This is a genomic window from Rhizobium sp. WYCCWR 11146 (assembly GCF_013591995.1).
Lineage (GTDB): Bacteria > Pseudomonadota > Alphaproteobacteria > Rhizobiales > Rhizobiaceae > Rhizobium > Rhizobium indicum.
This window is the reverse complement of sequence record NZ_JACCEY010000031.1, coordinates 1-13,201: the sequence shown is the minus strand read 5'-3', so window position 1 is coordinate 13,201 and position 13,201 is coordinate 1. Positions and strand designations below refer to the sequence as shown.

Here is a 13,201-nt window from a genome sequence, read left to right as displayed (position 1 = left end):
AGCCCAACCCTATCAGCAAAGGAGGCTCCGCCCTTAATCGGGCGGAGCGGGCTATCACTACTTCAGGAAGCCTTTTTCCTTGAGATAGGCTTCGGCGACGGACTTTGCCGGCTCGCCGTCGACCTGGATCTTGGCGTTGAGCTTGCGCAGCTCGTCGGCGGTCAGGCTTTTGAAGATCGGCGAGAGCACTTCTTCGATCTTCGGATTGGCCTTCAACACCTCTTCGCGGATGATCGGCGTCGGGGCATAGACCTGCTGCACGTTTTTGTCGTCTTCGAGAACGGTGAGTTCGGCCGCTTCGATCGCGCCGTCGGTGCCGTAGACCATGGCGGTGTTGACGCCGTTCGTCTGGTCGGCGGCCGCCTTGATCGTTGCCGCCGTGTCGCCGCCGGAAAGAACGACCATCTGGTCGGGCTTCAGCTGGAAGCCATAGGTCGTCTGGAAGGCGGGAAGCGCGCCGGCCGAATTGACAAATTCGGCGGAGGCCGCAAGCTTGGCGGCACCGCCGCCGGCAACCCATTTGCCGAAGTCCGTGAGGCTCTTCAGCTTGTTCGGGCCGGCGACGTCGCTGCGCACGGCGAGCGCCCAGGTGTTGTTGGCAGGCGACGGCGTCAGCCAGACGATCTTGTTGGCGTCGAAATCGAGCTTCTTCGCCAGCTCATAGCCCTGGTCGATGTTTTTCCAGGCGGCGTCATCGGCCTTGTTGAAGAAGAAGCCGGCATTGCCGGTATATTCGGGATAGATGTCGATTTCGCCGGCGGTGATCGCCTTGCGCACGACGGGTGTCGCGCCAAGCGCGATGCGGTCCTGCGTCTTGATGCCATTGGCTTCGAGAGCGAGCGCAATGACGTTGCCGAGCAGCGTGCCTTCCGTGTCGATCTTCGACGAGACGACGACGTCGGCGGCATGGGCCGCACCCACCGCGAAGGCGGAGAGCGAAACGGCAAGTGCGAGTTTCTTCAGCATGGAATATCCCCTTGTTAAACACCGTTGACCTACAGCGCCGCACGTCTTTCAGACGTGCAAGGACGCTGTAGCACTTTGAATTTCTGCATAATTTATCCTGAAATCGGCTCCGACTTCAGGAATTATGCAGTTGCCCAAGCCCTTGGCGGGAGGCCTGCGCATAGGAAATCCGCCGGCGAAGGCGACCAAGTCGCCATCATGCCGGAATTGCGTGCGTCATGGAAATAGCGTTCATGCCCGAAAAATCGATGCAAGCCCCCTCCAGTATTTGCGGTCGCGGCACGATTATGGCGGCGAATGCACCTCCGCGCGCGGAAACGCATTCCCTTTTCCAAGGCCGGCGCGATTTGTTTTTGTCCCCTTGCGTGTTTCCACGATATTCCCAGGCTCTGTTGCGGATTCCCGCCGCCGAGATTTTTTATGACGGGAACGATAGCCCGCCTCTCCGGAGGCAGGGATATCTTTTTTCATGAACACATCATATCGTCCGGTTTTTCCAGCGCTTTCCGGAGGTGGCCGTTTGCATCTTGGTGCCTTGTTCATCGCCAGCCATGTCCTGACCTCCGGTTCGGTCCGCGAGACCGCGCGGCGCTTCCAGCTGTCGCCCTCCACCGTCTCGACGGCAATCCACAATCTCGAGACCGAACTGGCGATGAAGCTGACGGAACGCGCCTCCGGCGAGCTGGCGACGCTGATTGCGAGCGGCAGGGTGCTGGAAGGCCTGGAGCCGATCATGGCTGCGATCGCTGAACTCGGCCAATGGGCCGGTCACGACGGCGCCGGCGCCGAGATCGACGAGACCTGGACATCCCGCATTCCCGTCAAGATCGTCACGATGGAGCGTTTTCTCGAAGTTGCCGACCAGGGCAGCATCAACCGGGCCGCCCGCCGCCTTCGCCTCGGTCAGCCGCAGCTTTCGCTTCAGCTTGCCAATCTTGAGAAATTTCTTAAGCACCGCCTGTTCGAACGGCAGGCGCAGGGCTCGGTGCTGACGGAGGAGGGCAGGCGCGCCTACCAGATCTTCATGGCGATCAGCCAGGCGTGGAACGATCTCAAATCGTCGGCCGACGAGCGTTATCGGCGCACCGCCCGGTCGCTGCGCATCGGCTCGATCATCCCGACCGGATCGGAAAGTTGGGTAGCGCGCTGCCTGGGCGCGCTGGTCTCCGAATGGAATCTCCGCCGCAACAACAATGCGATTTCGCTGGTCTCGATGACCGCCGACGATCTGCGCGAGGCGCTGAAGAGCGGCCGAATCGATGTCGCGATCCTGGATTCGGTCTTCGGGCTGGAAAGCTTCCGCCATCGCGAATTGCTGCAGACCGAGATGGTGGTGATCGCCCCGCCTGATAGCACCGAGACAAGCGTCGCCGATCTCGTCGCCGGCCACCCGATCTGCATGCCGAGCCCGCGCACCGGCCTCGGCCATGCGGCCATGGCCTTCAGCTATGAACGCGCGCCCAACCGGCGCCTGCGCGGCCAGGATATCACGGCGGCGGATTCGCTGCCTGTCATCGTCGACCTCGTCACCAATCACGGCTACGTCTCCTTCCTCGGCCGCGTCAGCGCCATGCCGATCGCCGACAAGGTACGCATCGTCGATCTCGACGAGCATCTGCCGATGTCCTATCACGTCGCCTTCAACCATCGCAAAGCCGCCGCCGATGCCTGCACTGTCATCATCGAGGCGGCGGCGAGAATTACGTCGGAAGCGGTCGTCAAAACCGCAGCCGTGGCTTAAGCCGCGGCGGAGCCAGGGAGACTGCAGCGTGACGATCTTGCTCGAAGTGTGTGTGGACAGCGCCGAAGGCCTTGCCGCCGCGATCGAGGGTGGCGCCGGGCGCATCGAGCTCTGCTCGGCGCTGGAGCTCGGCGGCCTGACGCCGCTGCCGAGCTTGATGCGGATCGCCGCCCGGGCGCCCATTCCGGTCTATGCGATGATCCGCCCTCATGCCGGGCCCTTCGTCTTCGACGGGGCAGACGAGGAAGCGATGATGATCGATATCGATGCCGTGCGTGCCGCAGGCCTTGCCGGTGTCGTCATTGGCGCCAACCGGTCGGACGGCACGCTCGACATGCCGTTGATCCACCGGTTGAAGGCGCATGCGGCCGGCCTCGGCTCGACGCTGCATCGCTCTTTTGATCTGGTGCCGGATGCCGACCAGGCGCTGGAACAGGCGGTCGAGCTCGGCTGTGAACGCGTCCTGACCTCCGGCTGCGCACTGAAGGCCGCCGACGGCGTCGACACGCTGAAGCGCATTTCGGCAAAGGCCGCCGGCCGCATCGCCATCATGCCCGGCAGCGGCATTCGCCCGGCAAATGTCGGCGAGATATTGAAGGCGACCGGCGCCCGCGAGGTCCACGGCTCCTGCAGTTCACCGGTCGAAAGCGCCGATCCGCGCGCGGTTGCTTTTGGTTTCGAGGCGAGAAGCACGAACAAGACGGATGTCGCGATTGTCAGGCAGATGCGTAGGGCAATTGAGGCGGCGGGTTAGACTTGTAGCCTGGGTCGAGCCACAGGTCTTGACCCGTCCTTCGGACAGACATGCCGTGACCTCTCGACTCCCTCTTCTCCCCAGCGGGGAGAAGGTGCCCGTAGGGCGGATGAGGGGGCCGGCGAAGCCGGTCTTTCCCAACGTCCATGCGGGTTTCACCGGCTCGCGTTGTCTCAGGGCGTTGCCGTCGGCGTCGCGGGACAGGTTATGAGAGGAGGGGGTGTGCCATGTGGCCCCCTCATCCGCCTGCCGGCACCTTCTCCCCGAGGGGAGAAGAGATTTGCCGCGTCCTCGCCGTTCCCTCACGCTGTTGCATGGCAGGCCCCGGTAGGGTGAGGGGCAGCCACAAGCGCAAACCGGACAGCCGTGGTATTGAACAGAACTCAGCCGCTTCTGACTGTTCCCGAAATTGCCCTAACCACCAATACTGATCACAGCCTTGATCAGCCCATTCTTCTCATGCGCCCAGCGCGCGAGATCGCGCGGCGCATCGGCAAGCGTCGTGCGGTGGGTGATGAGTTTGTCCACCGGCACCAGCCCTTTGGCGATCGAATCTGCGACATGCTCGAAATCGACGCGGGTGGCGTTGCGGCTGCCGATTACCATCATCTCGCGCTTGTGGAATTCGGGATCGGAGAAGCGGATATCGTCCTTGACAACGCTGACCAGCACCAGTGCGCCGCCATGGGCGACGAAGGAGAAGGCCTTTTCCATCGAAGGGCCGTAACCCGTCGCGTCGAAGACCACGTCGAAACCGTCGCCATTGGTTTTGTCGCGCACGGCGTCAGCCGTTTGCTCGTTGGCAACGATGCCGGAGGTGAAGCCGAAGCGCTCGGACGCCATCTGCAGCCGCTCGGTGCTGGTATCGAGCAGCGTCACCTCATGGCCTGCGATGCGCGAGAAGATCGCCGCCCCGAGGCCGATCGGCCCGGCGCCGATGACGAGCGCCCGTGCTCCCGCACCGGTCATCGAACGGCGAACCGCATGGGCGCCGATCGCCAGAAACTCGGTCGTCGCCGCCGCTTTGAGGCTTAAGCCTTGGGCGGCATAGAGGTTCTCAGCCGGAACCGAGATCTCCTCGCAAAAGGCGCCATCCGTATGGACGCCGAGCACCTTGATATTGGTGCAGCAATTCGGCTTGCCCTGACGGCAGGCGACACATTGCCCGCAAGAGAGATAGGGATTGACGATGACGGGCGTGCCGACCGCCATAGCAACGCCGTCGCCCGCTTCCAGCACCGTTGCCGAGATCTCATGCCCCATCACCCGGGGATATTCGAGGAAGGGATGTTTGCCCTCGAAGATGTGGTAATCGGTGCCGCAAATGCCGACATGGCTGACGGCAAGCCGCACCCAGCCGGCGGCGGGAGCCGCTGGCGAAGGACGCTCGACGATCTCTAGCACGCCGGGCTCCCGGCAAAGAACTGCTTTCATGACGGGTCTCGCATTCCTGGAATGGAGGAAGCCGGCCTGTTCAGGCCGGCTGTCTCTTGTCGCTCAATTGCTCCGGCGGCGGCGCAGCTGGTCGAAGAACACGATCACGATGATCAGCAGACCGGTGATGATGCGCTGCCAGAAGGAGTTGACGTTCAGAAGGTTGGCGCCGTTGTTGATGGTGGCGAGAATGAAGGCGCCGATCAGCGGGCCATGCACCGAGCCGACCGCACCGAACAGGCTGGTGCCGCCGATGACGGAGGAGGCGATCGCCTGCAGTTCCCAGCCGTCGGCCTGCGTCGCATTGCCGATGGCGATGCGTGAGGCGAGCAGCACGCCGACGAAGGCGGCGAAGGAGGCAGACAGGATATAGGCAAGGTAGATCATGCCCTTGACGTTGACGCCGGAAAGGCGCGCCGCCTCGGCGTTCGAACCGACCGCGAAGAGATAGCGGCCCCACCGGCTCAGATGCAGGAAGATGAAGGAGGGCACCGCCACCAGGATGACCATCCAGAACAGACTCGGAATACTGAGCAGATCGGCGCGGGCGAAATTGCTGAAGCCCTCATTGGTGATGTTGATCGTCGAACCGTTGGTGATCAGCAGGCCGATGCCGCGCAGCGATGTCAGGGTTGCCAGCGTGATGATGAACGGCGGCAGGCCCATATGCACGATGCCGAAGCCATGGAAGGCGCCGATCGCCACACCCATGAGCAGCGTCAGCGCGATCGCACCCCAGACCGGCACGCCCGCCTGCAGCAGCCAGGCGATGATCACGGTGCAGAAGCCGACGATGGCGCCGACCGAAAGGTCGATGCCGGCGGTGATGATGACGAAGGTCTGGCCGAGCGCGAGGATCGCCGTCATCGCGCCCTGACGCAGCAGGTTCGAAATGTTGAGCGGTGTCCAGAAGCTCGGGGTGACAAGGCCGAGCACGATCCAGAGGAAGATCAGCAGGCCGATCAGCGTCAGGCCGAACAGGATGTTCATTTTCCGGCGCGGCGGCGGTGCGACGATTTCAGTGGGGGTGGCAGTCATGAATTTTCTCCCTCTTATTCTTTTGGCTCAGACGCCGATCGCTTCGCTGAGCACTTCTTCATGCGTCGCCGCGTGATAGTCATGGCTCGCGACGATTTTGCCGGCGCGGAAGACGTGCAGCCGGTCGGCCAGTTCGTAGACCTCGGGCAGATAGGAGGAGATCAGGATGATGCCCGCGCCGTCCTTCAGAAGCTTGGCGAAGAGCCGGTAGATTTCCGCCTTGGTGCCGACGTCGACGCCGACGGTCGGCTCGTCGAAGATGAAAAGCCGGGCGCCATGGCTCAGCCACTTGCCGATGACGATCTTCTGCTGGTTGCCGCCCGACATGCTGGAGGCCGGAACGCGCCGGCTCGGCGTCTTGATGCTGAGATTGCGGATCTGCTGGTCGGCATTGGCCGATTCGCGCGTGTGATTGATCACCGGCCCGTGGCTCAGCCGCCCGAAGACCGGCAGGTTGATGTTGAGGCCGATCGGCAGGTTGAGGCAAAGTCCCTGGTCGCGCCGGCTTTCCGGCGCCAGCGCAATGCCGAGCTCCATGGCGGTGCGTTCGTTGCGGATGTCGACACGCTTGCCCATCCATTCGACATCGCCCGATGTCGTCGGCTGGCGGCCGTAGAGCCCGAGCGCGAATTCGCTGCGCCCTGCGCCGATCAGGCCGTAGAGGCCGACGATCTGTCCCGCCTTGACGCTCAGCGACACATCTTCGAAGCCCGGGCCGGAGAGGCCGTTGACCGTGAGGATCGTCTCGCCGATCGCAATCTTTTCCTTGTGGTAGATCTGTTCGATCGAGCGGTTGATCATCAGCGAGATCAGTTCGGCATCGTTGGTCTCGCCGATCAGGCGCGTGCCGACATGCGTGCCGTCGCGCAGCACCGAGACACGGTCGGCAAGCTCGAACACTTCCTCCATGCGGTGGCTGATATAGACGATGGTGACGCCTTCGCCCTGCAGCCGGCGGATCAGCTTGAAGAGCTGCGCCGATTCCTGGCGGGTGAGATAGGCAGTCGGTTCGTCGAAGATGAGGAATTGGGTGCCGCGCATCGCCGCGCGCGCCGTTGCCACCAGCTGCTGCTGGCCGATCGTCAGCGAGCTCAACAGCGCACCGGCCGGCAGGCCGAAGCCGAGATCGTCGAGCACGGCCTGCGCCATCTTCTCCATCTGCTTCTTGCGCATCAGGCCGAAGCGGTTGACCTCGTCGCCGAGAAAGAGATTGGCGGCGACCGTCAGGTGCCGGCAGAGCACGACTTCCTGGTGCACGGCGTTGATGCCGCGGGCGATCGCCTCGTTCGGCGTCGCCAGCGCCACCGGCTGGCCGCACCACAGCACTTCGCCCGCCGTGCGGGTGATGACGCCGGTCAGTAATTTGATGAGGGTGGATTTGCCGGCGCCGTTTTCGCCGACGATGGCGTGGATTTCACCGGCGAGAAAGGTCAGCGTCGCTGGCTTCAGCGCCTGCACATGACCGTAATTTTTCTGCAGGCCCTTGAGTTCGAGGATAGGCGATCCGGCGGGAATTCGATTGGCTTCTTTCAGCGTCGCGCTGTCATCATGGCGATGACTGACCTCTTCCAGTCCGATCATGGACCTCTCCTCCTTGTGTCGCCTCTGCTCTCCATCCCGCGCAAAACATAGCACGGATGGAAAAGGCCGCGCCGGTTTTTGAAGCCGGCGCGGCCTGTCTGTCTTTGTTACTTGATCTTCGGGTTCAGCAGCGCGTCGATCTTCGGATCGGCCATATTCGCCTTGGTGACGAGGTTTGCGCCGGTGTCGACATTCTCTTCGACCTTCTCGCCCTTGGAGACGGCAAGCGCGGTCTTCACGCCGTCATAGCCCATGCGGTAGGGGTCCTGCACGACGAGGCCGGCGATCGCACCATCCTTGAGGAAGCCGACCGTCTTGTCGTCGCTGTCGAAGCCGATGACCTTGATCTTCTCGCCGAGCTTGTTTTCGGCGATTGCCTGGCCAACGCCCTGCGCCATGATCAGGTTCGAGGCGAAGATGCCGACGAGGTTCGGGTTTGCCGTGATCAGGTCGGTCATCATGTTGAGGCCGGTCGTTGCCTGGCCGTCGCCGTACTTGTCGGCAATGACCTTCAGGCCGGGATACTTGGTCTTCACCTGATCCAGGAAGCCTTCGCGGCGCTGTTCCAGCGAGCCGACGCCCGGAAGATTGGTGAGGATGACGATTTCGCCCTCTTCCTTGCCGGTGGCGCCCTTGATAGCGGCGGCCAGGCCGTCAGCGGCGATGCGGCCGCCCTGAACGTTGTCGGTCGTCAGGAACGACTTGAACGCCTTGGAGTCGGCGCCCGAGTCGATGCCGATGATCGGAACCGACTTGGCCGCTTCATCGATCGGCTTGCCGAGCGCCTTGAATTCGGTCGGCGAAATGACGACGGCGGCCGGCTTGCCGGCAACGGCGTTCTCCAGAATGCTGATCTGGCCGTTGACGTCGGATTCGGCCTGTGCGCCGAGTTCCGGCACGTTGACGCCGAGATCCTGACCGGCCTTGCGGGCGCCGGCCAGAACGATCTGCCAGTAGAAGGACGTCGTGTCCTTGACGATGATCGGGATCGTCACGTCGGCGGCAAACGATGGTGCCGGCATCGCCGTGGCGATGACTGCGGCGCCTGCAAGCGCGGTAAAGGCGCGGCGGGACAGAAGGGATTTCACGAAACTCATAAGGGTTCTCCTCTCAGGGTGCGTTCTCCTCCGAATAAATCGGCCGCTGAACGCAGGCGGACGATTTTTATCGATAAAAAACATTTGCCAGGTGAAGCTAGCCGAGGCGCAATCAAATTGCAAGAGCGCCAAACCGGCTTTTTTGCTTTGGTAAACTCCCGCCAAGCAACTGATTTTATTCCAATACAACGATACCCTAAAATAGGGATCAGGCCTTGTCGACCTCGTGCGGATGCACAACGCCCTTTTTCAAAATCAGGTTGCCGTACAGCCGGAATTCCGTCGTTGCGACGATGTAGGTGGCCTTGCGGGCCATCGCGTAGAAAGCAAAACGCTCCACCGGCACGATGCGGAAATCGCCGGCGTGCTTGGAAACGATCTGCTGGAACTCGGTGCAGACCTCGGGCATCGCATCGGGATCGCCGACCACCTCCATCCGCCACGCCGCTTCCGGCACGAACGTGTCGAGCGGCATATGCGTCAGGATGGCCTCGGCCATGTCAGTGGCGCTGACGCCGTCGGCGCGAATGACCGGCGGGCCCATCGAGCCCGAGGGAAAATTGGCGTCCGATATGACGATGTCGTCGCCATGCCCCATGGTCTTCAGTGCATGAAGCAGGTCGGGGCCAAGCAGCGGATGAATACCCTTGAGCATAGTCTCTCCTCAGACTCGGACGGCTTCGGCGCCGAGCGGCGGCGCGACCAGCGTATAGGGTTCGAATTCGGCATAGATCTCGTCGGCAAGCCGCGGCTCGACGATCTCCATATTGCGCGTCAGGCTCGAGGGCTTCGCCGTGCCGATCAGCACCGATGCGACGATCGGTTCGCGCAGCGGAAACTGCAGGGCGGGCGCTGCCAGCGGCACGCCATGGCTCTTGGCGATCGCCTCCATGGCGCCGACCTTGGCAAGCACGTCGTCATCAGCCGGCATATAGTCGAAATGCGAACCCGGCACCGGGCCGGTGGCGAGAATGCCGGAGTTGAAGACGCCGCCGACGACGAGCGAGGTGCCCTTCTGACGGCAGAGCGGCAGCAGTTCGGCGACGGCGGAGCGGTCGAGCAGCGTGTATCGGCCGGCCATCAGGATGCAGTCGAGATCGGAATGGCGCATGACGTCGAGGCAGACGGGCACTTCGTTGACGCCGAGGCCGAAGGCGGAGATCGCGCCAGACGACTTGAGTTCCTCCAGCGCCTTCACGCCGGAATCGAGAAACTGCTTCTGGTGGACCGCGTTCTTCGCTGCGCCATGCGTGTAGACGCCGAGATCGTGCACATAGAGAATATCGATGCGGTTGAGGCCGAGGCGCGCATAGCTGAATTCGACCGAGCGCATGATGCCGTCATAGGAATAGTCGTAATCGGCATCGAAGGAGAGCGGGTCGACATAGCTGTAATCAGGCACGGTGCCTGTCGGCACCGGCCGAAGCAGCCGGCCGACCTTGGTGGAAAGCACGTAACTGCCATCCGGCTGGTCGCGCAGGAAATCGCCGACCCGCCGCTCGGCAAGGCCGAGCCCATACCAGGGCGCCACGTCGAAATAGCGGATGCCGCTGTCCCAGGCCGCCTGCAGCGTGTCCATCGCCACCTCGCGCGGACAGGCGCGGTAGAGACCGCCGAGAGCGGCGGCACCGAAACTGATTTCGGTCACCTCCAGCTTGGTCTTGCCGATCCGTCTCGTCTTCATCATGCCTCCTCGCGAAGAACTTGAATTTTTGGTAAAAACAAAGATTACAGCGTCGCACCCAGATGCCACGGCACGAATTCATTGTCGCCGTAGCCGAAGAGCTCGCTCTTGGTCTTCTTGCCTGATGCCGTATCGACGATGAGGTCGAAGATCTCGCGGCCCTTGCCGCTGATCGTCGCGTCACCCGTGGCGATCGTGCCGCAATCGATGTCCATATCCTCTTCCATCGAGGCAAAGAGCGCCGAATTGCTGGAAAGCTTCAGCGACGGCGCCGGCCGGCAACCGAAGCAGCTGCCGCGGCCCGTGGTAAAGGCGATCATGTTTGCCCCGCCCGCCACCTGGCCGGTCGCCGAGACCGGGTCGTAGCCGGGCGTGTCCATGAAGACGAGACCGGGGGCCGTGACCCGCTCGGCATAACCATAGACTGCCGTCAGCGGCGAACGCCCGCCCTTGGCGACGGCGCCGAGCGACTTTTCGAGGATGGTGGTCAGCCCGCCGCGCTTGTTGCCGGGCGACGGGTTGTTGTCGAGAGAGGCGCCGTGCAGGGCGACGTAATCTTCCCACCAGGCGATCTTGTCGTCGAGCTTCTTTGCCACCTCGTCACTGACGGCGCGGCTGCGCAGCAGATGTTCGGCGCCATAGATTTCGGAGGTTTCCGACAGGATCGCCGTGCCGCCGGCCGCCGCCAGCAGGTCGGCCGCGACACCCAGCGCCGGATTGGCGGTGATGCCGGAAAAGCCGTCCGAGCCACCGCATTGCAGGCCGATGATGATCTCCCCGATCGACATCGGCACGCGCTTTTCCTTGCCGACATCGGCGGCGATTTCGCGCAGCATGCCCATGGCGCGCTCGACCGCGCGGCGCGAACCGCCGGCATCCTGGATGTTGAAATGCCGCTTCGAGGCGCCGGCACCGCTCTGGCCATACAGCGTCAGCTGATTGACCTCGCAGCCGAGGCCGATCATCAGCACGCCGCCGAAATTCACATGTCTTGTATAGCCGGCAAGTGTGCGGTGCAGCACGTTCATGCCATCGCCGGTCGAGCTCATGCCGCAGCCCTGGTCGTGAACGATCGGCACGAAACCGTCGATGCCCTCGTAATGCGGCAGGATCGTCCGGTTCGCCTCGTCGGCGATTGCCCGGCAGACCGTGGTGGAACAGTTCACGCTGGCGATGATGCCGATATAGTTGCGTGTCGCTGCCCGCCCGTCGGCGCGGCGATAGCCCATGAAGGTGCGCCCCACGTCGTCGGCCGTTGCCGTTTCCGGCGCCGAATTGGCGGTCGCCGCCAGCCGGTCGTTTTCGAAATGCAGGTTGTGGCTGTGCACATGGTCGCCGGCCTTGACCTCGGCCGTCGTGCGGCCGATCGCCTGTCCGTATTTGACCACGGGTGACCCGAGCGGAATATCCGCAATCGCCACCTTGTGGCCGGGGTCGATCTTCTCACGGGTCTGAATGCCGGCAACCGTCGAACCCGGCGCGATTGCCGCCGTTGCGACCGCGACATTGTCGCCGGCCGAAAGGATGATCCAAGGCAGTTTGTCCAAGTCTCTATCTCCCTAAAGCATGATACCGAAAAGTGTCAGCGGTTTTCGGACGACATCATGCTCTAACTCTTTAATTTAGAACAGGATTCAGATTTTTAGGCCATCCCACCTAAAATCATCCTGTTCTAGCGAAAGGCTCGCTACATCGGCGAAAGCGCATTGATTTTGTTTTTTATCTACAATAAACATTTTCAAGTCAACGGGAATATTGATCCTGTGGACGAGGGAGGCAATGAGCCGCAGGCGACCGGAATCAAGCTAAAGGTCGTTTGAAAAGCCCCGGTCTGTTCTGCCCTGCTCTGAAGCGGGACGACGGTCACGAGGGCGGAAAGCGGGGTCTGGTGGCAAGGCAGAATACGGTCTTCAAGGAAGCCTATAACAGGTATGCCGTAGCCCTGCGCACGGATACGGCGCTGCCGTCGGAACCGGAGATCGCCGCCCAGCTCGGCGTCAGCCGCTCGACGGCGCGCGCCATCCTGACGCGGCTCAGCGAAGAAGGCATCATCCGCTGGAACAAACGCCAGAAGATCGTGCTGCGCCAACCCACAGACCATGACCTCTTTCCCTCCGAAGAAACCGACTCCCTGCATGATATCATCGAGCGCAGCTTCATGCAGCGCATCCTGGCCGATGATGCAGCACCCGGCATGCAGATCAACGAGCTGGAGCTTGCCCGCGAGATCGGCACCGGCACCACCAGCGTGCGCGAATTCCTGATCCGCTTCTCCCGCTTCGGCCTCATCGAGAAACGGCCGAACAGCCACTGGACGCTCAAAGGCTTCACCCGTGAATTCGCCCTCGAACTTGCCGATGTGCGCGAGATGTTCGAGCTGCATTCCGCCGCCGAATTCGGCCGGCTTCCCAGGGATAATCAAAGCTGGGCCGATCTTGCCGCTATGCGCGACGAACATCACGCCATGCTTGCCGACATCAACCAGCGCTTCAAGGATTTCTCCGTTCTCGACGAGCGCTTCCACTTGCTGATCCACCGCGCCTCGAAGAACCGCTTCATCGCCGATTTCTACGACGCGATCGCCATCGTCTTCCACTATCACTACCAGTGGAACAAGACTGCCGCCCGCCAGCGCAACGAGCGCGCCATCCACGAACATCTGGATTATATCGCAGCCCTGGAATCCTGCGACCAGGAAGCAATCGAAACCGCCTGCCGCGCCCATCTGCACTCCGCCCGCCAGACCTTGCTGCAATCCCTGCCGCAAGTCGCGACAGAGAACGCCTGAGCGGGGGACATCTCAGCCCAGAGATCGCCGATGCCAGCCCCTCATCCGCCTGCCGGCACCTTTGTAACTTCCCTTTACCCGCTGTTGGCGCTGTAATGCCTATTGCGGTGGTGGATGG

At 62.4% G+C, this 13,201-nt stretch carries 12 protein-coding genes; 3 read left to right on the top strand and 9 right to left on the bottom strand.

The features are described from left to right. Positions 1–57 precede the first annotated feature (57 nt). Both HX899_RS24360 and HX899_RS24355 read right to left on the bottom strand, forming a co-directional pair. Complete coding sequence (locus tag HX899_RS24360) at positions 58–966, bottom strand: ABC transporter substrate-binding protein (protein ID WP_138388254.1); 909 nt, start codon at positions 964–966, stop codon at positions 58–60. 285 nt (positions 967–1,251) lie between these two features. Next, complete coding sequence (locus HX899_RS24355; protein ID WP_210273837.1) at positions 1,252–1,437, bottom strand: acetyltransferase; 186 nt, start codon at positions 1,435–1,437, stop codon at positions 1,252–1,254. 49 nt (positions 1,438–1,486) lie between these two features. On the opposite strand from HX899_RS24355, the gene HX899_RS24350 reads away from it, so the two are divergent. Together HX899_RS24350 and HX899_RS24345 are read left to right on the top strand one after the other, a co-directional pair. After that, entirely contained in the window at positions 1,487–2,707 is a 1,221-nt protein-coding gene (locus HX899_RS24350) for a LysR family transcriptional regulator (RefSeq protein ID WP_181293615.1), read from the top strand. A gap of 28 nt (positions 2,708–2,735) precedes the next feature. Beyond that, on the top strand, positions 2,736–3,461 hold the full coding sequence (locus tag HX899_RS24345; RefSeq protein WP_181293614.1) for a copper homeostasis protein CutC: 726 nt from the start codon (positions 2,736–2,738) through the stop codon (positions 3,459–3,461). A 414-nt stretch (positions 3,462–3,875) separates the two neighbouring features. On the opposite strand, the gene HX899_RS24340 is transcribed toward HX899_RS24345, so the two are convergent. From HX899_RS24340 to HX899_RS24310, 7 genes are all read right to left on the bottom strand, one after another. Further along, positions 3,876–4,895, bottom strand: a complete 1,020-nt coding sequence (locus HX899_RS24340) for a zinc-binding alcohol dehydrogenase family protein (RefSeq protein ID WP_181293613.1) — start codon at positions 4,893–4,895, stop codon at positions 3,876–3,878. A 63-nt stretch (positions 4,896–4,958) separates the two neighbouring features. After that, positions 4,959–5,933, bottom strand: a complete 975-nt coding sequence (locus HX899_RS24335) for an ABC transporter permease (protein ID WP_138332396.1) — start codon at positions 5,931–5,933, stop codon at positions 4,959–4,961. 27 nt (positions 5,934–5,960) lie between these two features. Continuing rightward, positions 5,961–7,514 carry a sugar ABC transporter ATP-binding protein gene (locus tag HX899_RS24330; RefSeq protein WP_181293612.1) on the bottom strand — a complete coding sequence of 518 codons (1,554 nt, stop codon included), beginning with the start codon at positions 7,512–7,514 and terminating at the stop codon, positions 5,961–5,963. Positions 7,515–7,621: 107 nt separating this feature from the next. After that, entirely contained in the window at positions 7,622–8,611 is a 990-nt protein-coding gene (locus HX899_RS24325; RefSeq protein WP_181293611.1) for an ABC transporter substrate-binding protein, read from the bottom strand. A gap of 208 nt (positions 8,612–8,819) precedes the next feature. Beyond that, on the bottom strand, positions 8,820–9,266 hold the full coding sequence (locus HX899_RS24320) for an RbsD/FucU family protein (RefSeq protein WP_138388242.1): 447 nt from the start codon (positions 9,264–9,266) through the stop codon (positions 8,820–8,822). A gap of 9 nt (positions 9,267–9,275) precedes the next feature. Continuing rightward, positions 9,276–10,295 (bottom strand): aldo/keto reductase, encoded by a 1,020-nt coding sequence (locus HX899_RS24315; RefSeq protein ID WP_138388240.1) that lies wholly within the window; start codon positions 10,293–10,295, stop codon positions 9,276–9,278. Positions 10,296–10,339: 44 nt separating this feature from the next. Then, complete coding sequence (locus HX899_RS24310) at positions 10,340–11,842, bottom strand: UxaA family hydrolase (RefSeq protein ID WP_062940023.1); 1,503 nt, start codon at positions 11,840–11,842, stop codon at positions 10,340–10,342. 341 nt (positions 11,843–12,183) lie between these two features. Between HX899_RS24310 and HX899_RS24305 the strand changes: the two genes are divergently transcribed. Continuing rightward, positions 12,184–13,083: a GntR family transcriptional regulator gene (locus HX899_RS24305; RefSeq protein ID WP_181293610.1), complete on the top strand. Its 900-nt coding sequence runs from the start codon at positions 12,184–12,186 to the stop codon at positions 13,081–13,083. Positions 13,084–13,201 lie beyond the last annotated feature (118 nt).